Origin of the sequence: Bifidobacterium longum subsp. infantis ATCC 15697 = JCM 1222 = DSM 20088 (assembly GCF_000269965.1) — a bacterium.
In the GTDB taxonomy this organism is placed as follows: Bacteria; Actinomycetota; Actinomycetes; order Actinomycetales; family Bifidobacteriaceae; genus Bifidobacterium; species Bifidobacterium infantis.
Window position 1 is genome coordinate 794529 of sequence record NC_017219.1, and the last position, 25466, is coordinate 819994.

The following is a 25466-nucleotide window of genomic DNA, read 5'->3' on the forward strand; positions in this document are numbered from 1 at the left end:
ACACTCATGGGTAGTTTTGACAGGAAGAAAGGGCGATTATGGCACGCGACACGATGACCTACGAATCCTATGAACCGGATTCCTTCGACAATCCTCCGAAGGGGCCGGTGGGAGTTCACCGTGGCGCTCGTTCGGTAGTGGCCCGCCTCTGCCCGTTCATCGTCGTTATTCTGGTGGCCGCACTGTGCGGTGTCGGGGCCTGGGCATGGATTTCCGGGGGATACAAGAATGTAATAGGAGGATCGTCCCAGACGGCGACCACGTCCAAGTCCGATTCGTCCAGCAAGGCTGAGACCAAGAACAGCACCAAGGATGATTCCTCGTCCACTTCGGCCGATTCGTCCAAGGACTCGACTTCGGATTCGGCAAAGTCCGATACCGACAGTGACACGACATCCTCGAATGAGAATCAAAACTCCGATCAGCAGTCTCAGCAGTCCGGAGCCACCGCGACTGTGAATAAGGCCACGCAGGTGCGTGTGGTCAACGCCACAGGAATCCAAGGATATGCAGGTCAGCAGGCCGATGTGCTGCAGACCGCCGGTTACACCAGCGTCGAGGCGACCAATCCGCGCGGCACATTGCCGGCTTCTTCCGTGGTATGGTATCAGAATGAAGCCGATAAAGCCACCGCCGAAGATGTGGCGACCACGCTTGGCATTTCGGCTGTGGAGCAGGTGCAAGGACTCGCCGTTCCCATTACGGTGGTGCTGCTCAACTAGCGTTGTTGATGCGCCCCTTATATCGGCGTGAAATACATCGAAAACTGTGAGCGTTCTCGCGTCTATGGAATAATTCGTACCGAAAATGTGCCGCTGCGGTTGGGATTGTTCCCTCGTCGCTGTACAATCGTCATCTAGTCGCGAGGTAGGGGGAGCGCGATGAGGTTCTTTTTACGTTCCCTATAGGTTTTGTGTCGCGACGCCTAAGGGAACAAAGGAAAGACCAGATATGGCACAAGGTACCGTGAAGTTCTTCCTTGCCAAGAAGGGGTTCGGGTTTATCCAGCCGGACGACGGCGGCGAGGACGTTTTCGTGCACTACGCGGAAATCAAGGACGACGGCAGCACCAATAAGTTCAAGATGCTGTACGAAGGCGATCGCGTGGAGTATACGCCCGCTTCGTCCGGCAAAGGCACGCAGGCAAAGGATGTTGTCAAGCTGTCTTCGGGTGAAGCCCGCTCCGAGTGAGCAACACGCACGCAAGGATGTGCATTGAAGGCCCTGACCGTTTCGACGGTTGGGGCTTTTTCATGCCCAAAGCGCAATCGCCGCCGATGATGTTGGCACTCGGCGGTCGCGAGTGCTAATGTCTGGGTTAGCACTCGGAGGTCGAGAGTGATAATCGACAGCTGACGGCTGGTCGTCACGACTCGACGCTTGCGAGTGATAACCGGTATACCTAGCCATTTGGAGGAATACGCAACCATGGCAAAGATCATCTCTTATGATGAGGAAGCCCGTCAGGGCATGCTGGAGGGCCTTGACAAGCTCGCCAACACCGTCAAGGTCACCTTGGGCCCGAAGGGCCGCAACGTCGTGCTCGACAAGACCTACGGCGCTCCGACCATCACCAACGATGGTGTGTCCATCGCCAAGGAAATCGACCTTGAAGACCCGTACGAGCGCATCGGCGCCGAGCTGGTCAAGGAAGTCGCCAAGAAGACCGACGACGTCGCCGGTGACGGCACCACCACTGCGACCGTGCTTGCTCAGTCCCTGGTTCACGAGGGTCTGAAGAACGTGGTCGCCGGCTCCAACCCGATCGCCCTGCGTCGCGGCATCGAGAAGGCCACCGAGGTCATCGTCAAGGAACTCGTCGCTGCCGCCAAGGACGTCGAGACCAAGGACCAGATCGCCGCTACCGCCACCATCTCCGCCGCCGACCCTGAGGTCGGCGAGAAGATCGCTGAGGCTCTGGACAAGGTCGGCCAGGACGGCGTTGTGACCGTTGAAGACAACAACCGCTTCGGCCTGGACCTCGACTTCACCGAGGGCATGCGTTTCGACAAGGGCTACATCGCCCCGTACTTCGTCACCAACGCTGACGACCAGACCGCAGTGCTCGAAGATCCGTACATTCTGCTGACCTCCGGCAAGGTCTCCTCCCAGCAGGACATCGTGCACGTGGCCGAGCTGGTCATGAAGACCGGCAAGCCGCTGCTGATCATCGCTGAGGACGTCGATGGCGAAGCACTGCCGACCCTGATCCTGAACAACATCCGTGGCACCTTCAAGTCCTGCGCCGTCAAGGCCCCGGGCTTTGGCGACCGTCGCAAGGCCATGCTGCAGGATATGGCCATCCTGACCGGTGCTCAGGTTGTCTCCGACGAACTGGGCCTGAAGCTCGAGTCCGTCGACACCTCCGTGCTCGGCCATGCCAAGAAGGTCATCGTCTCCAAGGACGAGACCACCATCGTTCAGGGCGCTGGCTCCAAGGAAGACATCGACGCTCGCGTGGCCCAGATCCGCGCTGAGATCGAGAACACCGACTCCGATTACGACCGTGAGAAGCTGCAGGAGCGTCTGGCCAAGCTGGCCGGCGGCGTGGCTGTCATCAAGGTCGGCGCTGCCACCGAGGTTGAGGCCAAGGAGCGCAAGCACCGCATCGAAGATGCCGTGCGTAACGCCAAGGCCGCCATCGAGGAAGGCCTGCTGCCCGGCGGTGGCGTGGCCCTCGTTCAGGCTGCTGCCAAGGCCGAGAAGGCTGAGGCCGTCACCTCCCTGACCGGCGAAGAGGCTACCGGTGCCGCCATCGTGTTCCGCGCCATCGAGGCCCCGATCAAGCAGATCGCCGAGAACGCCGGCGTGTCCGGTGACGTGGTCATCAACACCGTCCGCTCCCTGCCTGATGGCGAAGGCTTCAACGCCGCCACCGACACCTACGAAGACCTGCTGGCCGCCGGTGTGACCGACCCGGTCAAGGTGACCCGCTCCGCTCTGCAGAACGCCGCCTCCATCGCTGGTCTGTTCCTGACCACCGAGGCCGTCGTTGCCAACAAGCCAGAGCCGAAGCCTGCTGCCCCGGCCGCCGGTGCCGACATGGGCTACTGATCCGCAAACGATCGCTAGCTGATTGAGCTGAAAGGGGATTCCTTCGGGAGTCCCCTTTTTTGTATTCTGGTTCCCCTCTTTGAGGGGAGCTGTCGAACGCAGTGCGACTGAGTGGGGAGCTACGGTGTAGGGATACTCCCCTCAGTCTCGCTTCACGATCCAGCTCACCTCCGGGGGAGAGCCAAGAAACTAGCTGGCAAACAGGCGCGAAGCTTGGATTTCGGCGTCAGCGTACACGGTGGAGGCTTGCGTCAGCGAGCGTTGGATGGACTCGAGTGAGGCCTCCATCTGCTGTTGGGCCGCACGCCACTGTTCGGCTACCGCGGTGAACTGGGTGGCCGCCGAACCTCGCCATGCGTCCTGCAAGGCATTGAGATTGGTGTACATGCCGCCCACGGCCTGCCTGATTTGCGAGATCGAAGTGGCCACTGCGGCCGAGGATGATTGGATTCGCTCGGAATCTACCTGATATTGGGGCATCGTTGCTCCTTTTCTAGAGGGTTAATGGTATGTATGGCGGCCGCTTGCCAATACCGGCCGCTAAGGTGGAGGATATGTCAACAACGAATCGGGCAGACGGAAAAACAACTATTGTGGTCCTAGCTTCGGAGCCGTCCTGTTCGGCCTGCGGGAATATGGTCCGAAAATGGCTTGTTTGCGCCATTTGCGCCCTTGCTGCAGTAGCGATGAACGCAATGTGGATAACCGCAAATGCCTATGGGGATAACTCGGGCGACAGCTCTGACAGCTCCAGCAGCAGCACCGACAGCGGCGTGACCATCACCGAGAACATCACGGATACGGAAAATCTCCTGGGCTCCCATGCGGCCAAAGTCACGGATGCCATCGCCAAAACCGAGAAGGAAACCGGTGTACACGTGCATCTGCTGTATCTTTCCAGTTTCAATAGTCAACAGAAACCGGAAGACTGGGCGGCAACCGTGATGGAGTCCATGAATCCCAAGCCGAACACAGTGATGCTTGCCGTGGCCTCGAATGACGGCAACCTGGTGGTCGTCGTGTCCAAGAACTCCGATAAGTGGCTTCTCGATAACAAAACCGTCGATAAGCTATCCGAAGCCGCACAGCAGCCGTTACTGGAAAACCCACCGAGCTGGTCTGGCGCGGCAACGGCAATGATGGATCAAATCGTGAAATCCAAAAAAGCCTCCACCTCATCGTCCACGGTGACCGTAGGCATAATCATCATGGGTGTGGTGTTGGTGGCGCTGGTCATCATCATCGTGGTCATGGTGGTGATTCGTCGGCGCAAGGAGATCAAGAAGGATTCCAAGGCCGAACTCCAAGATGACATTCAGGAAACGCCCAGAAGAGCACGACACTCTAGAAGGCATGAGTAAGCCTATTGAAGCATCGATTGTTGTTGTCGACGACGAGCCGTCCATCCGAGAACTGCTGGTCGCTTCCCTGCACTTCGCCGGATTCGAGGTAAACACCGCCGCTTCCGGTTCCGAAGCCATTGAGGTTATCGAAAAAGTGCAGCCTGATCTCATCGTGTTGGACGTCATGCTGCCTGACATCGATGGATTCACCGTCACCCGCCGTATCCGCCAGGAAGGCATTACCGCCCCTGTGCTGTTCCTCACCGCTCGTGACGACACCCAAGACAAGATCATGGGCCTGACCGTCGGCGGTGACGATTACGTCACCAAGCCGTTCAGCCTCGAGGAAGTCGTGGCTCGCATCCGCGCCATTCTGCGCCGTACCCGCGAACAGGTGGAAGATGACCCGATTATTCGCGTCGCCGACTTGGAAATCAACGAGGACTCCCACGACGTGACCCGTGCAGGGCAGCCGGTTGACCTGAGCCCTACCGAATACAAGCTGCTGCGCTACCTGATGGACAACGAGGGCCGAGTACTGTCCAAGGCACAGATTCTCGACCATGTCTGGCAATACGACTGGGGCGGCGACGCAGCCATCGTCGAATCGTACATCTCCTACCTGCGCAAGAAAGTCGACGGCATCGAGGTCGACGACGGCGAAGGCGGCAAGCGCAAGGTTACCCCGCTGATTGAAACCAAGCGCGGCATCGGATATATGATTCGCGAACCGAAGAACTAGTCGCCCCATCCATAACGCATCGTAATCTCATGAGTATCCCCGATAAGCAGTCAGGCGGCGTACCGCCGAGCAGCACGCCGAACGCCGCCCCGAACACGAATCCCATGCCTGCAATGCCGCCGTTCGCCGCCCATTTCCAAGAGCGGAACGAACGTAAGAAAAACATGCTGATGCGGCATATCGACCGTATCTCGTTGAGCAGCAAGCTGGTGGCCTGCACCATCGCCGTGCTGCTCATCGGCGTGTCGGTGATTTCCTTCTCCATCCGCGCGTTGGTGAACAACTACATGCTGCAGAAAACCGACACCCAGTTAAGCTCGCAAAGCCAGCTGGTGGTCAACAATATCGATCTGCTGTCAAGAAATGACTCATCGGGGCCGAACTCGTACTTTCTGCAGATTCAATATACCGACGGCACCAAAGACAAAGAGGGCAATCCTCTGGTCGTGACCCCGCTGATGCCGCAGATGCAGGACGGTATCGTATCGGTGCCGATTCTTCCTACCTATGGTGATACCAGTGGCATCACGCTCGGCCAGGCATTCACTACGCAGGCAGTGGCCAAGCAGATCATCACGGTGCAGTCCGACAGTGCGGACAGCCAGAACGATCCGGCCAACGGAAACTCCAATTCCTCTGACACCATCACCAAGGTACTGGCCAACCCCACTGTCAATGCCAACCATGCCGCCATCGTCACGGCGAGGGCGCCATGGCGTATTCTGCCGGTGACCTTCCAGCAAAACGGCAAGGACCGGGCCGTGGTGTACATCGGCTTGTCACTGGCCGACCAGATCGACACCGTCAACACACTCACCCGATACTGCATTGTGGTCGGCATCGCCGTGGTGCTGCTCGGCGGCTCCCTGTCCACGCTGATCATCCAGCACACGATGACGCCGCTGAAGCGCATCGAGAAAACCGCTGCAAAGATTGCCGCCGGCGACCTGAGCCAGCGTATTCCTTCCGCGCCGGAAAACACCGAGGTCGGCTCCCTGGCCGCCTCGCTGAACTCCATGCTCGCCCGAATAGAATCCAGTTTCCATGAGCAGGAGGAGACCACCGACAAGATGAAACGGTTCGTCTCCGACGCCAGCCATGAGCTGCGCACCCCGTTGGCCGCCATCCATGGCTATGCGGAGCTGTATAAGATGCAGCGCGATATGCCTGGTGCCTTGGAGCGTGCGGACGAGTCCATCGAACATATCGAACGGTCCAGCCAGCGCATGACGGTTCTTGTTGAGGATCTGCTGTCTTTGGCCCGTCTCGATGAGGGGCGCGGCATCGATGTGACCGGCACGGTGAAACTCTCGTCGCTGGTCACCGACGCCGTCGATGACTTGCATGCGCTCGACCCGGACCGTGCCGTTCGCCGCATGCAGATTTCCCTCGAACCGGCGCGCGATTTGAACCATCCCGCCGAATTCAACCTTGCCGAAGGCGATTGGCCCGAGGTTGTACTGCCCGGCGACGCCTCTCGACTGCGCCAGGTGGTGACCAACATCGTGGGCAACATCCACCGCTACACGCCTGCCGATTCGCCTGCCGAGGCCGCGCTCGGTGTGATGCCGGCCGCCATCGATCCAAGACAGCTCGCTCGCATGCCCGCCAGCGACGCGTCAATGCGGCGGTTCATCGACGCCGCCGAAGTAGGTGCCTCGATGCAGACCGGCTATCGATATGCCGTATTGCGTTTCGTGGACCATGGCCCCGGCGTGCCGCCTGAATCACGCTCGAAGATTTTCGAACGCTTCTACACCGCGGACCCGTCCCGTGCCCGAGAAAAGGGCGGTACCGGTTTGGGCATGGCCATCGCGCAATCCGTGGTCAAAGCACATCACGGCTTTATCTGCGCCACCGGCACCGATGGGGGAGGCCTGACCTTCACCGTGGTGCTGCCGATTGAGCAGATCGCCGCTCCTGAGCCCAAACAGTCCACCGGAAAAACCAAGGACGCCAAACAGAAGACTTCTTGGTTCAGCTCTGAGCGTAAGACTCAGGCGACTCAGCCCAAAGCGTGAGGTCAAGCCCTGTGAGGTAAACTGTACCTTCGGTTTACTATTTCCATTGAGGATTAAGGAAGGTTCGCAATGCCCACCGGTCGAGTTCGTTGGTTTGACGCAGCCAAGGGTTATGGCTTCATCACCAGTGAGGAAGGCAAGGACGTGTTCCTGCCGGCTCAGGCCCTACCCACTGGCGCCACCACGTTGCGCAAGGGGGCCAAGGTGGAGTATTCCGTGGTGGACGGCCGTCGTGGGCCGCAGGCCATGGATGTTCGCCTGATCGCCTCCGCTCCCAGCTTGGTCAAGGCCACCCGCCCGAAGGCGGATGACATGGCCGCCATCTGCGAGGACCTCATCAAGATGCTTGATGCGGCTGGCAATACGTTGCGCCGTCACCGTTACCCATCTGCTGCCGACAGCAAAAAGCTGGCCACGTTGCTGCGTGCGGTGGCGGATCAATTCGATGTACAGGACTGATCTGATCTATGACTGATACCACCGAAACCATCGTGACACCGGACCCTCACGCCATCGCGCGCGCCGTGCTGCTCGAAGTGGCCGACGAGAGCGATCAGGTGGGGGATTTCGTTACCTCATATGATCTTGAGGATCATGTCACTGACTTCCGCTTCGCCGCGAATATCCGTGGCTACGAAGGATGGCAATGGTCGGTGACGCTGTATCACGACGAGGAGATCGACTCCTGGACCGTCAGCGAATCCTCCTTGATCCCCACTGAGGGCGCGTTGATGCCGCCCAAGTGGATTCCTTGGAAGGATCGCCTTGAGCCCACGGATCTGGCTCCCACCGATTCGATCGGCACCGATCCGGATGACGAGCGCATCGAGGAAGGCGAAGTCGAGGAATCCTCGCTGCAGGATGTCAACGATGCCGTCGAGGCCTTCCGACTGACCCGCCGTCACGTGCTGACCTCGTTGGGGCGTGCGCAGGCTGCCAAGCGCTGGTATGAAGGTCCGCGAGGCCCCAAAGCGTTGAGCACCAAAACCGCCGAAGGCAACCTGTGCTCCACCTGTGGTTTCTTCGTGCCGCTCGCGGGCGAACTCGACCGTATGTTCGGCGTGTGCGCCAATAAGTGGAGTCCGGATGACGGCCGCGTGGTTTCCTTGGACCACGGCTGCGGTGAGCATTCCGAAATCGAACCTCCCGAGCCAAGCCAGCTGTGGGTGCAGTCCAAGCCTGCTTTCGACGATCTGCATATCGACGTGGTGGCCGACCGCCCGCGCAAGCAGGAGCCGGCTGCCCAGGACGAGGCCGAAGGCGAAACCGACAAGACAGGCGAGCCTGCCGGTGATGATATCGAAGCACAGAAGACTGTTGACGGGAACGCCGTCGATACCGAGCCCGCTGAGGAGGCGGCAGGCGATGGGACCTCGCAATCCCAGTCTGCCGGTGATGAGTCCGTTGCACAGAACGCATCCGATTCCGTTGTGGATGTTGATGCAGCTGATTCCAGCGACGAGTCCAAGTCTGATGCTGACGACGAGGCCACCGAAGAGGACATCCTCAACAACACCGTTGCCGATGATGATGAGGATGATGAGATGGACGACGAAGAGGATAACGTTCGTCCTTCAGACGATGTGACTCCTGAACTCGAAACCGTCATCGATCTCATTGAGCAGCTGCGCCAGAACAGGGCGGACGAGGAATAAAATAAACGCCAATCCTGCTCCCCAACAGCAGAATGTACTTTCGGATCAACTTATAGGTCTCAGCGAAGATGTTTCCTAAAAAGTAGATGGTGATGGGGTTGCAGGAATAAAGAATTCCTCCCTGCAAGCCCATCACCGAGGCGTGCGTTAGCACTCCATGCCGATTTCGGTGAATCAGTGCACCACGGTCACCGTGCATTCGGCGAAGTTCATGATCTGGCGGGACACCGATCCCAGGAAGTGCGCGTCCAGGCCGGACAGGCCACGCGAGCCGACCACCAGATGGCTGGCGTACCGCGATGCCGCGATCAGCCCCTTGGACGCGGGAATATGGAAGGCATTCGCGCTGACCTTGACGCCATCGGGAATCCGGGCCTTGGCCATCAGGTCAGAGAGAATCTCCTCGGCGCGGCGCTGACCGACCTTCACCGGTGCCACGGCGTTCTCATAGCCCGGAATAACGCCCAAATCCTTGAGCTGCCAGCAGAACATCACATGCAGCGGCGTGTCGTGCAGTCGTGCCTCTTCCAGCGCGAAGTCGAACGCGCGGCGGGAAGTCTCGGAACCATCCACACCAACCACCACCGGGCGGCGAGCCACCTCGACCACGGGCTGTGGCTGCGTGTAGTGGACCGGCTGGTCTCCTGGCGTCAGGGCATTGGCGATGGCATCGGTCACGGTCTCATCCTCGCTGCCGGCGATGCGCACCACGGTCACCGGCACTTCGGCGGCCTCGGCCAGCGAAGCGGACAGGGACCCCATGAACCAGCGGGCCACACGGCTCAGCGAGCGGCGGCCGACCACGATCTGCTGCGCATCATGGCCGATCTGCAGCAGGGCCGAAGTGCCGGAGGCCTTCACCGAGGTGAGCTTCAGATTCGCCGGATCGAAGTCGATGCCTGCAGCGGCCTTGTCGACCCACACACGCAGCTCGTTGGCAATATCGTGGCGGACCTTGGCCCAGGCCTCGTCGCTGTCCGGTTCGGACCCCATATCCCAGGAATGCGTCCAGCCAAACACGGCGTTGACGCTCTGACCGGTTAACGAAGCCTCCTCAAGCGCCCACTTCAGCGCGGCAAAGGATTCATCGGAACCATCCACGCCGACAACGATGTCGGGCTTGGTTGTCGCTTCACTCATTTCGAGCCTCCTTGTAATCGACTACGGGTGAATCTAGAACCAGCATATCGTTTTCTTATCCTCTTACGGCGCAATTCATGGAATCCGATGAATAAACGTCATCGTGAATCGGTAGAGTAAGACGGAATGTCAATTGAGGAAGGACAAGCATGTTCGAACGGTTTACCGACCGTGCACGGCGCGTGATCGTGTTGGCGCAGGAAGAGGCGAGGGCCCTTCAGCACAACTACATTGGCACCGAACACCTGCTGCTCGGCCTGATCCGCGAAGGTGAGGGCGTGGCCGCCAAGGCGCTCGCCTCGAAGGGCGTGGAGCTGGATGCCACCCGCAAGCAGGTCGAAGAGATGATCGGCAAGGGCAACGCGGCGCCGAACGGGCACATCCCCTTTACCCCGCACGCCAAGCAGGTGCTGGAGTTTTCGCTGCGTGAAGCCCTGCAGCTGGGCCACAGCTACATCGGCACCGAGCACATCCTGCTCGGATTGATCCGCGAAGGTGAGGGCGTGGGCACCCAGGTGCTCATCAAGATGGACGTCGATCTGGGCGAATTGCGCAGCGCGACCATCGATATGATCCGCGGCAACTCCGGCACTGGCGACGGCAAGGGCGAACTGGCCAATGCCGGCGGCGTGGCGGACAAGCAGAACAAGTCCGGTTCCGCCATCCTCGACCAATTCGGACGCAACCTGACCGCCGAAGCCGCCGAAGGCAAGCTGGACCCGGTCATCGGCCGTACCAACGAGATCGAACGCGTCATGGTCGTGCTTTCCCGACGCACCAAGAACAATCCGGTGCTGATCGGCGAACCGGGAGTGGGCAAGACCGCCGTGGTCGAAGGCTTGGCCCAGAAAATCCAAGCCGGCGACGTGCCGGAAACCCTGAAGGGCAAGCAGGTCTACTCGCTGGACCTCGGTTCCATGGTGGCCGGCTCCCGCTACCGTGGTGATTTCGAGGAGCGCCTGAAGAAGGTGCTGAAGGAGATCAAGACCCGCGGCGACATCGTGCTGTTCATCGACGAGATTCACACCATCGTGGGCGCCGGCTCGGCCGACGGCGCGCTGGGTGCCTCCGACATGTTGAAGCCGATGCTGGCCCGTGGCGAGCTCCAGACCATCGGTGCCACTACCACCGACGAGTACCGCAAGTACATCGAGAAGGACGCGGCTCTGGAACGTCGATTCCAGCCGATTCAGGTGCACGAGCCGACCATCGCCGAGACCATCGAGATCCTGAAGGGCCTGCGTTCCCGTTACGAGAACCACCACCACGTGACCATCACCGATGGCGCGCTGCAGTCCGCCGCAGAGCTGTCCAGCCGGTACATCCAGGACCGTAACCTGCCTGACAAGGCCATCGACCTGATCGATGAGGCCGGTGCACGCCTGCGCATCAAGCGCCTGACCGCCCCGCCTGAGCTCAAGGAACTCGACGAGAAGATCGCCAAGATCGCCGCCGACAAGGACGAGGCCATCAAGGGCCAGGACTTCGAGAAGGCCGCCGAACTGCGCGACAAGCAGGAGAAGCTGGAAGCCGATCGCAAGCAGAAGGAAGACTCCTGGCGCGAAGGCGAGTCCGACGTCAAGATGGTTGTGGACGAGGACGTGATCGCCGAGGTCATCAGTTCCACCACCGGTATCCCGGTGTTCAAGCTGACCCAGGCCGAGTCCAAGAAACTGCTCAGCATGGAGACGGAGCTGCACAAGCGCATCATCGGTCAGGATGAAGCGGTTTCCGCTTTGTCACGGTCCATCCGACGCACCCGCGTGGGATTGAAGGACCCGAAGCGCCCGTCCGGCTCGTTCATCTTCGCCGGCCCCACCGGCGTCGGCAAGACCGAGCTGGCCAAGACGCTCGCCGAGTTCCTGTTCGACGATGAGGACGCGCTGATTCGCGTGGACATGTCCGAGTTCTCCGAGAAGTACGCGGCTTCGCGACTCTTCGGCGCGCCTCCGGGATACGTCGGCTACGAGGAGGGCGGCGAGCTCACCGAAAAGGTGCGCCGCAAGCCGTTCTCCGTGGTGCTGTTCGACGAGATCGAAAAGGCTCATCCGGACATCTTCAACACGCTGCTGCAGGTGCTCGATGACGGCCACCTGACCGACGGTCAGGGCCGCAAGGTGGACTTCAAGAACACCATCATCATCCTGACCACCAACCTCGGTACGCGAGACATCGCCAAGGCCGCCAACACGGGCTTCAACCTGGGTGCCAACAACGAGTCCAGCTACCAGCGCATGAAGGACCAGGTCAGCTCCGAATTGAAGCAGCAGTTCCGCCCGGAGTTCCTGAACCGTCTGGACGACATCATCGTCTTCAAGCAGCTCACCGAGCCGCAGGTGCGCCAGATCGTGGATCTGGATGTCAAGCAGCTCAACGACCGCCTGTTCGACCGTCATATGTCGCTCGAACTCACCGACGCCGCCAAGGACCTGCTCGCGCAGAAGGGCTTCGACCCGCTGCTCGGTGCCCGTCCGCTGCGCCGCGTGATTCAGCGTGACATTGAGGACGCCATCTCCGAGAAGATCCTGATGGGAGATCTCGAGGACGGTCAGCGCGTGATGGTGGATGCGGAAGGCGAGGGTATCCTTGGCGAATTCACCTTCAAGGGTGAGAAGTTCGAGGAGCCGGCCGTCGCCGATAAGCCCGCCGAAGCCGGTGCCGCCAACGATGCCGAAACTTCGTCCGAAGCCGCACCCGTGCACGCTGACGATTCTGGCGACGCTGCGCAGGAGTAGCGCATATAAGTAGTTGCGGAGCTCCCCTGTCAAGGGGAGCTGCTGTTTGTGTCGGATTATTGCAGCAGGGCGAGTCCGGTGTCGATGGTCTCCTCGCGGGTAAACAGCGTGCGGCCGTCTGATTGCCGAGGCGTGCGTGGATGCGGTAGCTGAGATCTGCGCCGAGGAATTTGGCGAGTAATCTCCCCTTGCCGACGCATTCGTAGTGACTCGGGTTGCAAAGGCCTGACCCTGATAGTACGGGGTCAGGCCTTTCCCATCCCAAGACGCCGCTAAGAATTCACCTGAGAGTCGCCTTCCTAGGCATGGCCGTTCAATCGACGATCCTAGCGTGACTGGTGTGAGCAGGAATATGAAGAACCGGCGGTGGGCCGGCAAGCGATCGGGGATCGCTTTTGGTGCAGTAGCGCTTATCCTTACGGCTCTGGTGGTTCCTTATGCTTGTGCGGGAACCACGGGAGCCGTTCCTTTTTCCGGCGATAATCCATCTTCCGGCACCCGTACGGTGACCATCGCCGACATCACTGATTTTCACGGGCATATCGAACGTGGTGCGGACAACGCCACCGCCTTCACCGTGGCCGACAGCCATAATCCCGGCAATATGATCCCGGTATCGACCGGCGATTTGGTGGGAGGTTCCCCGTATGAGTCGGCGGTGGAGAAGGACCAACCCACGCTGGACATGGCCAAAGCGTGGGGATTGACGATTTCGGCGGTAGGCAACCATGAGTTCGACCGCGGTGTCGCCGATTTCAACAATCGCATCGCTGATCCCAGCAATGGCATCGACTGGCTGTGCGCCAACACGTCTGCCGCCAGTAAGTCGCCTGACGGACTGCTGAGCCATGTACGTGACTCTACGATTCGAACGGTGAACGGCAAGCGGATCGGTTTCGTGGGTGCCCTTACTGATGCGCTCGGCTCGGTAGCCACTCCGCAGATTACGCGTGATGCCGATCTTGACGAGCGGGCGGTGGACGCGATCAATCGCGTGGCCCGTGAACTCAAGCGCTCCGGAAAGGTGGATGCGGTGGTGGCCTTGCTGCACGCCGATGCCTCAGCCGCCGCCGATATTGGGCGAGATGTTGATGTGGTATACACCGGCCACAGTCATGCGATCAAGCGTGGTACGACCGCTGGTGGCGCGCCTATTTACGAGGCGGGCAGCTTTGGGCGGAACATGGCCGTGCAGGATTTGATCATCACCGGTGCCGGGCGTCGCGCCACGGTGCGAGTGGCCGACGTTGACCTCGGCAATGGCACCAGCCATACGGCGGTTGACGGCGTGCTGGGCGTGGAAGGGCTTAATGCGCATCCGGCGCAAGCCGCTTGGATGTCTGCCGGTGCTGAGGAGAACGATGAGGTATCGCGCGCGCAGCATATTTACCAGGCGGCGGCAACATATTCGAATCATGCCGGCAGCGCGGTGATTGGCACTTTGGCCTCCGGCGTGAATTTCGACAAACAAGGTTCGGATAAGCACGGGAATACGGTCGGTGTGCTGGTGGCGGACGCGAACCGCGAGTCAATCATGAAGCATGTGTATGCCGGAAATCGTTTGCCGGTAATCGGATTTTCGAATAATGGCAGTCTGCGGACTCCACGGCTTGATATGAATGGCGACGGCAAAGTCACCGTGCGCGAGGTGGATAGTCTCATGGCCTTGCAGTTCAAGGCCGCGCATGAGACGCTCACCGGGCGCGATGTGAAGAGAGTGCTCGCCGAGCAATTCCACCGTGACGATGGGCGACTGGAGCGGCGCTGGCTCGGCATCTCCTCGAACGTGACGTATCGGTATGCCGAATGCGGTACGACCGGTGGGAGCGGCAATGCCGATGCCGCCGCTGATACTGATGCCGCCGCTGATACCAACGCTGACGCTGACGAGTGTGCTGCCGACGAACATGCGGCGGTTCGTATCGTGAACCTCGCCGTTGACGGTCGACCGATTGCGGACGATGACCTGGTGATTATCGCATCCAATTCATATCTGCTTCAGGGCGGCGACAGTTACCCCGCCTTCCGTGCCGGAACCAATTACGGCGAGCTGAATATGCCATACAGCCAGCCGTTGCATGAATATCTGGCCGCACATCAAGGGCTCACGGCAATTGTTGCAGCACCGGTAGGGACTCAGGCGTAAGACACCAATTGCTGGGTGACTGAGGAACTATGGGGTGGAGTTATGAGTATAGGGCAGAAGAAAACGGCATAAATATGACGAAGCTCCCCTCGCTGAGGGGAGCTGTCGCCGTAGGCGACTGAGGGGAGCTTGCGGTATAACCGTAAACTCCCCTCAGTCAGCCTTGCTGCCGGCTTCCCTCAGAGGGGAACCTGGCACGAGACCCTTACTTGATGGCGTTCAGCCACTGCTCCTTGGTGGCCTTCTCGGCTTCGAGCTTGGCCTTCTTCTTCGGGTCGGATTCGGCCGCGATCTTGGCGTCGAGCTCGGCGAGCTGGGCGTTGAGCTGCTCCTCGAAGCTGGACTTGCGGGCGTCGGCCTCCGGGTCGGTCTGCTTCCAAGCGGCATCCTCGATGGCCTTGATCTGCTTGTCAACGGCGTCGAGACGGTTCTCGATGCGGCGCATATCGTCACGCGGCACGTAACCGATCTGATCCCACTCTTCCTGAATCTTGGCCAGCTCCTGGCGGGCCTTCTTGGCCTCGGCGTCGGTCTTCACCGGCACCAGAGCCTCGGCCTTGACCAGCAGAGCCTCCTTGGCAGCCAGATTCTCCTTCTCGGAGGAGTTGATCTGATCGCGATCGGCCTGACGAGCGTTGAAGAAGGTGTCGGCGGCTTCGCGGAACTTGGCCCACAGCTCGTCGTCCTCGTTACGGCCAGCGCGGCCGGCCTTCTTCCAACGGTCCATCAGATCGTTGAACTTGCGGGAAGTCTCACCCCAAGCGGTGGAATCCTTGAGCTCATTGGCCTCGGCGATAATCGCTTCCTTGGCTTCCTTGGCGGCTGTACGCTCGTTGTCGCGAGCCTGAGCCCACTTGCGGCGAGCCTGGTTGAAGGTGGTGCGGGCGGCGGAGAAGCGCTTCCACAGCGCCTCGGCCTCCGGCTTGTCGATGCGCACGGTGGTGCGCTGGTGGTTCTGCCACTCGTCGAACAGGTTACGGAACTTGTCGGCGGTGGAGCGCCAGTTGGTGTTGTCGCCCAGGGAGGCCGCCAGAGCTTCGGCCTTCTCGACGATGGTGGTGCGCTCGGCGACGGCCTTGGCCTGAGCGGCCTTGCGCGCTTCGGCGATCTCGGCCTTCTTGGCCTCGCCGGCGGCCTTCAGTTCCGCGTAACGGGCCTTGAGGGCCGCGAGGTCGCCCACCACCGCCGGTTCGGCGGTTTCTTCGCCCAGCAGCTTCACGGACTCGTCGATTTCACGGGTCTTGATGTTGGGGGAGGTCAGGCGCGCGGCCAGCAGATCGAGCTTGGCCTTGAGATCCAGGAAGCGACGGGCGTACAGTGCCAGCGCCTCTTCCTTGGAGGCGTCCGGGAACTGTCCGACCTCACGTTCGCCGTCGCCGTCCTTGACGAAGACGGCGCCGTTGTCATCGACCCGGCCGAAAGCTTCGGCGGCTTTGACGTCGGCCTCGGAATAGGCGGCGGGGGCGGCCGCGGGGGCGGCCGCGGGGGCGGCGGCATGCTGCTTGACCGTGGGAGTCTTCTTGGCGAAGGCGGCGGGGGAGGGCGCGTGCGGTTTCGGCATGGAAGCGGGGGACGGAGTCGGCGCCGGCGTGGCCGCGCTGGCTTCGGGTGCGGGTGTCGTTGCCTGCTCTTCGGGCGCAGCGGTGTTTACGGGTTCGGTGACAGTTTCGTCGGCCATGGCCAGCTCCTTAAAGCGTAGAATGCATAAGCGGGAGCGTCTCCCATCCCGGGCGAACCAGGAAGTTTTGACGCAACCCTCACCTATTATATTGATTTCGTGGCTAAAGGTGCATCAATATCAGGATTCCCGGAGTGGCTCCCCTCCGAACGTGTTGTGGAGCAGCGTGTTATCGATACGCTTCGTAAGGTTTTTGAGCTCAACGGCTTCATCGGCATTGAGACGCGAGCGGTGGAAACCGGCGCTTCTTTGTTGAAAAAAGGCGAGACCAGCAAGGAGATCTACCTGCTGAGCCGTTTGCAGGAGGTCGGTCATGAATCCGACACTCCGATTGAAGAGCGGTTGGGCCTGCATTTCGATCTGACCGTGCCGCTGAGCCGGTATGTGGTCGAGCACTCGGGTGCGTTGGCGTTCCCGTTCAAGCGCTGGCAGATTCAGAAGGTGTGGCGTGGCGAGCGTCCGCAGGAAGGCCGCTTCCGCGAGTTCGTGCAGGCCGATATCGACGTGATCGGTGCCGGCGACCTGCCCGACCACTATGAAGTGGAACTGCCGCTGGTCATGGTCTCCGCGCTGGAAGAGCTGCGCGCGTATGGCCTCCCCAAGGCCACCGTGCACGCCAATAACCGCAAGTTGTCTGAAGGCTTCTACCGCGGCCTTGGCCTGACGGACGTCGAAGGCGTGCTGCGCGAGATCGACAAGCTCGACAAAATCGGTGCCGATGAGGTGGCCCGACTGCTCACCGAGACCTGCGGCGCCACCGAAGCACAGGCACGCGCCTGCCTCGAATTGGCCGAGCTCACCGCCTCCGACGGTGCTGAGCTTGCCGCCAAGTTCGATGCGCTGTGCGAGTCTCACGGCATCGCCAAGGATTCCGAGGCATACACGCTGGCTCGTCAGGGACTTGATACCCTGGCCATGATCGTCGACGAGGCCGCCGCCATCCGCCCCGGTTCCGTCATCGCCGACCTGAAGATCGCCCGCGGTCTCGACTACTACACCGGTTCCGTCTACGAGACCTTCCTCGACGGTGCCGCATCACTCGGTTCCATCTGTTCCGGTGGCCGTTACGACAATCTCGCCTCCCAGGGCAACCGCAAGTACCCGGGCGTGGGCCTGTCCATCGGCCTGAGCCGACTGGTCAGCTACATGCTGCACGCTGCCGGCGCGCACGCCAACCGCGTCAGCCCGGCCGCCGTGCTGGTCGCTGTGTGGAATGAAGAGGACCGCCCGGCCGCCAACCGTATTGCGAACCAACTGCGTGCGCGCGGCATCGCCACCGACGTGGCACCCACCGCGGCCAAGCTCGGCAAGCAGATCAAGTACGCGGACAAACTCGGCATTCCGTACGTGTGGTTCCCGGCCACCGCTGCCGAAGGTGCGGAAGGCGCAGAGCCCGCTGGCGACGAGGTCAAGAACATCGTCACGGGCGAGCAGGTTGCCGCCGATTGCACGTCGTGGGAGCCGGATACTGTGGTTGCCCAGCAAACCGTCGAAATCTGACGTATTCGCGCGAAAAATCGAGGAGAAACAAGACAATGAGCCAGACGGCTTACAGAACACATCATGCCACTGAAGTGACCGAGGCCCTGGTCGGCCAGAAGGTCACCCTTGCCGGTTGGGTTGACCGACGCCGTGATCACGGTGGCGTGGCCTTCATCGACCTTCGTGATTCGACCGGCCTCGTGCAGGTCGTCATTTACGACGAGGATATGGCCCGCCCGCTGCGCAGCGAATTCGTGATTCAGATTACCGGCGAAGTGCGCCTGCGCCCGGATGGCAACGAGAACACCCATCTGGCCACCGGCAAGATCGAGGTTGTGGCCGAGACCATTGAGATCCTCGCCAAGTCCGACGCTCTGCCGTTCCAGGTTTCCACCGCTCTCGAGAATGAGTCCGAGAACAAGCTGCCGGGCGAGGACGTGCGTCTGAAGTACCGTTACCTCGACCTGCGCCGTCCGTCCATGCAGCACAATCTGAAGCTGCGTTCCGACATGGCTAAGGCCGCCCGCCACGCGCTGGAAGACATGGACTTCACCGAGGTCGAGACCCCGACCTTCATTAAGTCCACCCCGGAAGGCGCCCGCGACTTCGTGGTGCCGGCCCGTCTGGTGCCCGGTTCCTGGTACGCCCTGCCGCAGTCCCCGCAGCTCCTCAAGCAGCTGCTCATGGTCTCCGGTGTCGAGCGTTACTACCAGCTCGCCCGCTGCTACCGTGACGAGGACTTCCGCGCCGACCGTCAGCCCGAGTTCACTCAGCTCGATATGGAGATGGCCTACGTGGACCAGGAAGATGTGATGGCCATGACTGAGAAGGTCATCGCCGCCATCTGGAAGTCCGCCGGCTATGAGGTCCAGCTGCCGCTACCGCGCATCACCTGGAAGGATGCGATGGACAAGTACGGCTCCGACAAGCCGGACCTGCGCTTCGGCAACCCGCTGGTGGAACTGACCGAGTACTTCAAGAACACGCCGTTCCGCGTGTTCCAGGCCCCGTACGTGGGTGCCGTGGTCTTCAAGGGCGGTGCCGCCACGCCGCGTCGTCAGTTCGACGCTTGGCAGGATTGGGCTCGTCAGCGTGGCGCCAAGGGCCTTGCCTACGTGGTCTTCGGCGAAAACGGCGAACTCAAGGGCCCCGTCGCCAAGAACCTGTCCGATGAGGAGCGCAACGGCCTGCGCGAGGCCGTCGGTGCCGAGGAAGGCGACGCCGTCTTCTTCGCCGCCGGTTCTCGCGAGTCCGCCCAGCTGCTGCTCGGCGCGGTGCGTGTGGAGCTTGCCTCCCGCGAAGGCCTGCTGGATCCGAAGAAGTTCGCTTTCACTTGGGTCGTGGACTTCCCGCTGTTCAAGCCCACGGATGACCCGGATGATGACGATGTGGCTGTCGGCCACTCCAAGTGGACCTCCATGCACCACCCGTTCACCATGCCCTCCAAGGATTGGATCGACAAGTTCGACAAGGACCCCGAGCACGCCATGTCCGATTCCTACGACATCGTCTGCAACGGTGAGGAGATGGGCGGCGGTTCCGTTCGTATCCATCGTGACGACATCCAAGCCCGTGTGCTCGATGTGCTGGGCATCACCAAGGAAGAGGCCGACGAGAAGTTCGGCTTCCTGCTTGAGGCATTCAAGTATGGCGCTCCGCCTCACGCGGGTTTGGCCCTCGGTTGGGACCGCACCGTGTCCATCCTGGCCGGTGCCGACTCCATCCGCGACGTCATCGCCTTCCCGAAGGCCGGCGGCGGCCGCGACCCGCTGACCGGTGCTCCGGCCCCGATTTCCGACGAGCAGCGCGCCGAGACTGGCGTCGACTACGACCCGGACGCCGACGAAAACTAATCTACGGAGCGTATACCGCCTTTCCTCAGCACTCGACGCACCTTAGTGCGCCTTCGGCTTCGAACGGCGGTCTCCGCATGCGTAGATTAATTTTCGAGGAGTAATGCTCCGGTGCTATTAGCCGCAAATGGCCCTTGGAATAATTCCAAGGGCCACTTGCTTTTTGCGGGTGGGGCCCAATGTGCCAAATACCTGCCAAGGGGTGCCAAATACTCCGCCCGATGGCACCTCCGCCATGCGGCAAACCTCGCACCATGCGGTGTCCCCTTTGGCGTTTGCCGATTATCCCCCCCCCATGGGGCGGTAACTTCCTCATGGGGCGGTAAACAACCCATGGGGCGGTGAAAACCCCATGGGGCGGTAGGTCAAAATGGCTTAATTCCGCGGTTTCACAATTTCTTCAAACCGCCCCATGGGCAAATTACCGCCTCATGGGGGAATTGCCGCCCCATGAGAAGTAATCGCAACTCCGTATTTGATCAATGTTGTGAGGCTTTGTTGTGTTTTGCTTGTTTCCGCCTCCTGTATTCCCCTTTGCGCGCATTGATGGTAAGGCTGCCGTCTATTAATACCCGGCATGAAGGTTGAGGACGGCCAGGAAGCGGTATTTGCATCGCGGTGGCAACCTCTTGTGCGAAGGCACGTTGTTTGGCGGTATTCCACAGGTCATCGGCGAACACCTCGATGACGGTCCAGCCCAATTGCCGCAGACGTCGACGTTTTTGCTGGTCCCGCACATATTGTTTGCGGAAGCGACGGTGATGATCGCCATCATATTCAATAGCGACTTTGTATTGTGGATAAGCCATGTCAACGGTGTAGGTGTATCCGTTCTCTGAATCGGTAATGCCGTATTGTGTTTGCGGTATGGGCAGGCCGAAAAGCATAAGCGCCAAGCGTGTACGAGTTTCCTGAACGGAATCCGATGGTTTTACGAGCTTCAGCGCCGCCTCACAACGCGCACGACCAATAACGCGGTGAAAGGCCGTTAGTCGTTGAGTGAATTGTTCAATGGCATATCCATAACGTCTGATGAGCGCTTCAGCCAGCACCACTAATTCAGTGAGGTTGAGATATTGGGCAAACTGTATCCACGCATCCATGGGATGCATGCAGGTTACGCCGTTTGAAAAAGCGATACTGTTGAACTTTGCATTCCATATGCGATAGTCGACATTGTCCAATGAAGAGCGGGTCCCCTTGCTCCTCACCGTCACATAAAAGTCCTTCTGTGGCAACGTGCTGTGCCTCGGCAACTCCACGCCGCATAATTCCAATGCGGTATACAGCGAGAAACACAACGTGCGTTTCGTGCGCACTTTGCCCAGCAGATTCCAACAGGCCGTGTTCTTGGCCGTGGCTTTGGCGTCAAGATCTTTGCGCAGATAGTTGTTGATTTCGCCATTGTGCGGCGCTTCGCTGTATCCGTTCATGCGCCGAGCGTAGCGCATTCCACGGTGGCACAGGGGCAAAACCGAAAAATGGGGATAACTTAAGCGGCGCGAACCGGTTATCCACCGGCATATCGTGTGCCGCGCCCGGTTATCCACCGCGCTTCGGGAGTGTCATCCACCGTATAACACCTTCATCGCGTGCTAACAGCTAGCCACGCTCAAAATGCCTAGCGCATTTATACGAATACGACATGGGAAACGGCGAGACCAGCCCCACACAATACAAAGTGACCGCCAGCCATGCGCCCGACTGCGGCATGAATGGCAACAACACCAACGACACCAAGGCCAAACATGGAATCAGCAGATAGGACAACACGTGCCCGCTCTGCCATCGCAGCAACGTCTCGGCCACCACGCAGCAGGCAATCAGCGCACAGCAGACGCCGAGCGATGCGCGATTCAGCGCGAATGTATGCCGATGCCCAATGCCGTTTTCCCCAGTGAGACGCATGCCACCATCGTCCCACTGCTGGCCCCAACTCAGCCTGGGGCAAAAGTCGGTCGGCCTCCCGCGATGTTTCCGGAAACGGGAGACATGCCGAAGTCGCTTATGCCGCCATCACGATGTCTGATGCGAAAATGAGACATCGACTGAGCAACTGTGTGGACATACTGTGTACACATTGGAAACGTCGGTGTGCTATCCTCCCACTCATGTCTGAAACGAACAATGAAACAGCAGTGCGTTCGCGCACGACAAGCACAACATCACCAAGCAAGGCCAAATTGACCCCGCTGGTTCCCGACAAAGAGGACCTGAACCGTCCGCTAGTCGAACTGACCCACGTCGAAAAGCACTTCGGTGCTTTGCACGTCCTCAAGGACATCAACCTGACTGTCACCAAGGGCGAGGTGCTGGTGGTCGTGGGCCCGTCCGGCTCAGGCAAGTCCACGATGTGCCGCACCATTAATCGCCTCGAGACCATCGATTCCGGCGACATCCGCATCGACGGCAAGCCCCTGCCACAGGAAGGCAAGGAGCTCGCGAACCTCAGGGCCGAAGTTGGCATGGTGTTCCAGTCGTTCAACCTGTTTGCCAACAAAACCATTCTTGAAAACGTGACGCTGGCCCTCATCAAGGTGCGTCACATGGACAAGAAGGAAGCCGAGCAACTGGCCATGGATCTGCTCGCCCGCGTGGGCGTCGACTCCCAGGCCAGCAAGATGCCCTCCCAGCTCTCCGGCGGCCAGCAGCAGCGTGTGGCCATCGCCCGCGCGCTCGCCATGCGCCCCAAGGTCATGCTGTTCGACGAGCCCACCTCCGCACTCGACCCGGAAATGGTCAACGAAGTGCTCGACGTGATGGTCGAACTCGCGCATGAAGGCATGACGATGATCTGCGTGACCCACGAGATGGGCTTCGCGCGCAAGGCCGCCGACCGCATCGTCTTCATGGCGGACGGCCAGATTCTCGAAGAGAACACGCCCGACGAGTTCTTCGAGCATCCGCAGACCGACCGTGCCAAGGACTTCCTCTCGAAGATCCTCACCCACTGAAAGACGGGTACGCAATCCAATGACATTCACCAATACGTTCAAGCGGAAGGCTTGCCGCGTGATCGCCGCGCTCGCCGCCGTGGCCTGCACAATGTCGCTGGCCGCCTGCGGCGCGGACGAAACCGGCAAGATCCGCATCGGCATCAAATTCGACCAGCCCGGCCTGGGCTTCAAGAAGTCCGGCACCTACGTGGGCTTCGACGTGGACGTGGCCAAGTACATCGCCAAGAAACTCGGCTATTCCGAAGACCAGATCATCTGGAAGGAAGCCCCCTCCAAGCAGCGTGAGGCCATGATTCAGAACGGCGACGTGGACATGATCCTCGCCACCTACTCCATCACCGACGAGCGCAAGAAGGCAGTCTCCTTCGCCGGCCCGTACTTCGTGGCCGGACAGGATCTGCTCGTGCGCAAGGACGACAACTCCATCAACGGCCCCGAAGACCTGAACGGTAAGCGCCTATGCTCCGTCACCGGTTCGACCTCCGCCGCCACCGTCAAGGAGAAGTTCGCCTCCGAAGTCCAGCTTATGGAACAGCCCGGTTACGCCGAATGCGCCACCGCCCTGTTCTCCGGCATCGTGGACGCGGTAACCACCGACGACATCATCCTGGCCGGCCTGGCCTCTGCCTCGCGCGGCAAGCTCAAGGTGGTCGGCAAACCGTTCACGCAGGAACACTACGGCGTGGGCATCAAGAAGGGCGACACGCAGCTGGCCACCAAAATCAACAACGCCATCGTGGACATGATTCAGGACGGCTCGTGGGAGAACGCCATCAGCGATAACACCAAGGGCGTCGACTACACGCCCGACGTACGCTACAACCCGCCCACCCCGAACGAAGGAGAGGACCGATGAACGGATTCATGGAACTTCTCGGCCACTATGACGTGTTCGGCGCCTTTCTGGTCAACCTCGAGCTGACCTTGTGGTCGGCCTTGTTCTCCACGGTCATCGGCGTGGTTCTCGTGGTCATGCGCATCTCGCCGATCTCCTCGTTGCGCGCCGTCGCCGGCGCATATGTGGAACTGTTCAAGAACCTGCCGCTGACCATCATCATGGTGTTCATGGTGCTGGGTGCCTACGCGCAGCTGAAGCTCAGCTTCTCCGACACCTTCACCACGAACTTCTTCTGGCTCGCGGTCACCGGCCTGAGCCTGTACACGGCGGCGTTCGTGTGCGAATCGCTGCGTTCGGGCATCAACACCGTGCCGATTGGCCAGGCCGAGGCCGCACGAGCGCTGGGCTTGGGCTTCATGCAGTCCGCCACCGAGATCATCCTGCCGCAGGCCTTCCGAGGCTCCGTGGCGCCGCTCGGCAACACGCTGATCGCACTGCTCAAGAACTCCACCGTGGCCGCCGCCGCATCCGTGGCCACCGAAACATCCTCGCTGATGAGCGAGATGATCGAATTCCGCCCCGACGTGATCATCCAGATCTTCCTGATCTTCGCGCTCGGCTACGTGATCCTGATCATCCCTATCGGCATGCTCACCACGTACCTGTCCAACAAGCTCGCCGTAAGGAGGTGACGGATATGGCCGATACTTCGAATTCCGTGCTGTTCGACGCGCCCGGTCCCAAGGGCCGGCGCACCATTCGCATCGTCAACTGGATCGCAGGCATTCTGTTCGCGGTGGTGCTCGTGCTTATCCTCATGCGCCTGCACAACCCGCCGGATGGCGAGAATCAGCTCAGCTGGGAGCTGTGGAAGCCAGCCATCGAACGTGAAGCGTGGACCGACTTCTACCTGCCAGGACTGTGGATGACCATCAAGGCCACCGTCGTGGCCGTGGTGGGTGCTGTGGTGTTCGGCCTGGTGTTCGGCGTGGGCCGACTGCTGCCGAACCCGCTGGTACGTGGCGTTTCCGCCGTGATCGTCGAGTTCTGCCGTGCGGTGCCGGTGCTGCTGCTCATGATCTTCTTCTGGCGATGGTTCGCGTTCGCGGGCCTGCCCAGCCCGTCCTATTGGGCCGTGGTGCTGGCCTTGGTGCTGTACAACGGTTCGGTGGTCGCCGAACTCGTGCGCTCCGGCGTCGGCAATCTGCCGGGCGGCCAGCGCGAGGCCTCGCTCGCTTTGGGCCTGACCGAAACACAGTCGCTCATGGAGATCGAGGTGCCGCAGGCCGTCTACGCCATGCTGCCGGCCGCCGTCACCCAGCTGGTCGTGGTGTTGAAGGATACCGCTCTGGGCTCGATCATCATGTATACCGACCTGCTGCAGGAATCGCGCCGACTCGGCTCGATGTACTTCAACATCCTGCAGACGCTGGTGATGGCTGCGGTGATCTACTTCGTCGCCTGCTGGCTGCTGTCGAGGCTCGCCGAATGGCTGCCCTCGCGCATGCAGCAGCGTACGGCCGCACCCGCCGAGCCCGAGCCGCTGGCGCCGATCGCCGCCGGAGACCCGTCCAATGTCAACCAGATCGCTGTGGCCAAGGAAGTCGAAGAGCTGCCGTTTGGTGGTGCGCCGCGCAAATACCATGTGCATCACCGCGGCACCAACGCCTCGATTCGCAACTGGCAGCGCACCCGCTACGAACAGGGATATGACGCCACCCAGCCCGAGTCACAGGTTGACCCGGAAACCGGCGAATTCCAGGAGTCTCAAAAGCCTGAGGACAAGCCAGAGGCCTGACGGTCAGCCCAATCGCCGCTAAGC

21 protein-coding genes are annotated in these 25466 nt (G+C 60.6%); 16 read left to right on the forward strand and 5 right to left on the reverse strand.

Annotated features, from left to right (window positions below):
- Positions 1–38 precede the first annotated feature (38 nt).
- The 3 genes from BLIJ_RS03515 (at position 39) to groL (ending at position 3054) form a co-directional block, all read left to right on the forward strand.
- Positions 39–722, forward strand: a complete 684-nt coding sequence (locus tag BLIJ_RS03515) for a LytR C-terminal domain-containing protein (protein ID WP_012577086.1) — start codon at positions 39–41, stop codon at positions 720–722.
- Positions 723–951: 229 nt separating this feature from the next.
- A complete protein-coding gene (locus BLIJ_RS03520) occupies positions 952–1191 on the forward strand; it encodes a cold-shock protein (RefSeq protein ID WP_007053186.1) in 240 nt (79 codons plus the stop codon).
- A gap of 237 nt (positions 1192–1428) precedes the next feature.
- Positions 1429–3054 carry a chaperonin GroEL gene (gene groL / locus BLIJ_RS03525; protein ID WP_012577087.1) on the forward strand — a complete coding sequence of 542 codons (1626 nt, stop codon included), beginning with the start codon at positions 1429–1431 and terminating at the stop codon, positions 3052–3054.
- A 189-nt stretch (positions 3055–3243) separates the two neighbouring features.
- Here groL and BLIJ_RS03530 read toward each other — a convergent pair whose 3' ends face one another.
- Positions 3244–3534 (reverse strand): WXG100 family type VII secretion target, encoded by a 291-nt coding sequence (locus BLIJ_RS03530; RefSeq protein WP_007053189.1) that lies wholly within the window; start codon positions 3532–3534, stop codon positions 3244–3246.
- 215 nt (positions 3535–3749) lie between these two features.
- Between BLIJ_RS03530 and BLIJ_RS03535 the strand changes: the two genes are divergently transcribed.
- The 5 genes from BLIJ_RS03535 (at position 3750) to BLIJ_RS03555 (ending at position 8815) form a co-directional block, all read left to right on the forward strand.
- Complete coding sequence (locus tag BLIJ_RS03535) at positions 3750–4415, forward strand: TPM domain-containing protein (RefSeq protein WP_014484680.1); 666 nt, start codon at positions 3750–3752, stop codon at positions 4413–4415.
- Positions 4408–5139: a response regulator transcription factor gene (locus BLIJ_RS03540; RefSeq protein ID WP_012577089.1), complete on the forward strand. Its 732-nt coding sequence runs from the start codon at positions 4408–4410 to the stop codon at positions 5137–5139. Before BLIJ_RS03535 ends, BLIJ_RS03540 begins: the two co-directional genes overlap by 8 nt.
- A 29-nt stretch (positions 5140–5168) precedes the next feature.
- Positions 5169–7160 carry a HAMP domain-containing sensor histidine kinase gene (locus BLIJ_RS03545; RefSeq protein ID WP_012577090.1) on the forward strand — a complete coding sequence of 664 codons (1992 nt, stop codon included), beginning with the start codon at positions 5169–5171 and terminating at the stop codon, positions 7158–7160.
- Between the two features lie 69 nt (positions 7161–7229).
- Positions 7230–7619, forward strand: a complete 390-nt coding sequence (locus tag BLIJ_RS03550; RefSeq protein ID WP_007058573.1) for a cold-shock protein — start codon at positions 7230–7232, stop codon at positions 7617–7619.
- Positions 7620–7627: 8 nt separating this feature from the next.
- A complete protein-coding gene (locus tag BLIJ_RS03555) occupies positions 7628–8815 on the forward strand; it encodes a DUF3027 domain-containing protein (RefSeq protein ID WP_012577091.1) in 1188 nt (395 codons plus the stop codon).
- Between the two features lie 174 nt (positions 8816–8989).
- Here the strand turns inward: BLIJ_RS03555 and BLIJ_RS03560 are convergent, their stop codons facing one another.
- Complete coding sequence (locus BLIJ_RS03560) at positions 8990–9955, reverse strand: universal stress protein (protein WP_012577092.1); 966 nt, start codon at positions 9953–9955, stop codon at positions 8990–8992.
- A gap of 149 nt (positions 9956–10104) precedes the next feature.
- Here BLIJ_RS03560 and BLIJ_RS03565 point away from each other — a divergent pair, with 149 nt between their 5' ends.
- On the forward strand, positions 10105–12690 hold the full coding sequence (locus BLIJ_RS03565) for an ATP-dependent Clp protease ATP-binding subunit (RefSeq protein ID WP_012577093.1): 2586 nt from the start codon (positions 10105–10107) through the stop codon (positions 12688–12690).
- Positions 12691–13042: 352 nt separating this feature from the next.
- Positions 13043–14836, forward strand: a complete 1794-nt coding sequence (locus BLIJ_RS03570) for a bifunctional metallophosphatase/5'-nucleotidase (protein ID WP_012577094.1) — start codon at positions 13043–13045, stop codon at positions 14834–14836.
- 205 nt (positions 14837–15041) lie between these two features.
- Here BLIJ_RS03570 and BLIJ_RS03575 read toward each other — a convergent pair whose 3' ends face one another.
- Positions 15042–16514, reverse strand: coding sequence for a DUF349 domain-containing protein (locus tag BLIJ_RS03575; RefSeq protein WP_012577095.1), 1473 nt, complete (start codon positions 16512–16514; stop codon positions 15042–15044).
- A gap of 99 nt (positions 16515–16613) precedes the next feature.
- Here BLIJ_RS03575 and hisS point away from each other — a divergent pair, with 99 nt between their 5' ends.
- On the forward strand, positions 16614–18014 hold the full coding sequence (hisS, locus tag BLIJ_RS03580) for a histidine--tRNA ligase (protein WP_012577096.1): 1401 nt from the start codon (positions 16614–16616) through the stop codon (positions 18012–18014).
- Positions 18015–18049: 35 nt separating this feature from the next.
- On the forward strand, positions 18050–19849 hold the full coding sequence (gene aspS / locus BLIJ_RS03585; RefSeq protein ID WP_007053205.1) for an aspartate--tRNA ligase: 1800 nt from the start codon (positions 18050–18052) through the stop codon (positions 19847–19849).
- Positions 19850–20328: 479 nt separating this feature from the next.
- Here the strand turns inward: aspS and BLIJ_RS03590 are convergent, their stop codons facing one another.
- Both BLIJ_RS03590 and BLIJ_RS14670 read right to left on the reverse strand, forming a co-directional pair.
- Positions 20329–21282 (reverse strand): endonuclease domain-containing protein, encoded by a 954-nt coding sequence (locus tag BLIJ_RS03590; protein WP_014484682.1) that lies wholly within the window; start codon positions 21280–21282, stop codon positions 20329–20331.
- A 169-nt stretch (positions 21283–21451) separates the two neighbouring features.
- Positions 21452–21757, reverse strand: a complete 306-nt coding sequence (locus BLIJ_RS14670; protein ID WP_012577098.1) for a hypothetical protein — start codon at positions 21755–21757, stop codon at positions 21452–21454.
- A gap of 203 nt (positions 21758–21960) precedes the next feature.
- Here BLIJ_RS14670 and BLIJ_RS03595 point away from each other — a divergent pair, with 203 nt between their 5' ends.
- Genes BLIJ_RS03595 through BLIJ_RS03610 form a run of 4 tightly spaced genes read left to right on the forward strand, consistent with a single transcriptional unit; the run spans position 21961 to position 25442 of the window.
- The gene (locus BLIJ_RS03595) at positions 21961–22803 is read left to right on the forward strand and encodes an amino acid ABC transporter ATP-binding protein (RefSeq protein WP_161786186.1); all 843 of its coding nucleotides are present in this window, start codon (positions 21961–21963) and stop codon (positions 22801–22803) included.
- Between the two features lie 19 nt (positions 22804–22822).
- The gene (locus BLIJ_RS03600; RefSeq protein WP_012577100.1) at positions 22823–23662 is read left to right on the forward strand and encodes a glutamate ABC transporter substrate-binding protein; all 840 of its coding nucleotides are present in this window, start codon (positions 22823–22825) and stop codon (positions 23660–23662) included.
- Positions 23659–24336, forward strand: a complete 678-nt coding sequence (locus tag BLIJ_RS03605) for an amino acid ABC transporter permease (protein WP_012577101.1) — start codon at positions 23659–23661, stop codon at positions 24334–24336. Before BLIJ_RS03600 ends, BLIJ_RS03605 begins: the two co-directional genes overlap by 4 nt.
- Before the next feature lie 5 nt (positions 24337–24341).
- The gene (locus BLIJ_RS03610; RefSeq protein WP_012577102.1) at positions 24342–25442 is read left to right on the forward strand and encodes an amino acid ABC transporter permease; all 1101 of its coding nucleotides are present in this window, start codon (positions 24342–24344) and stop codon (positions 25440–25442) included.
- Positions 25443–25466 lie beyond the last annotated feature (24 nt).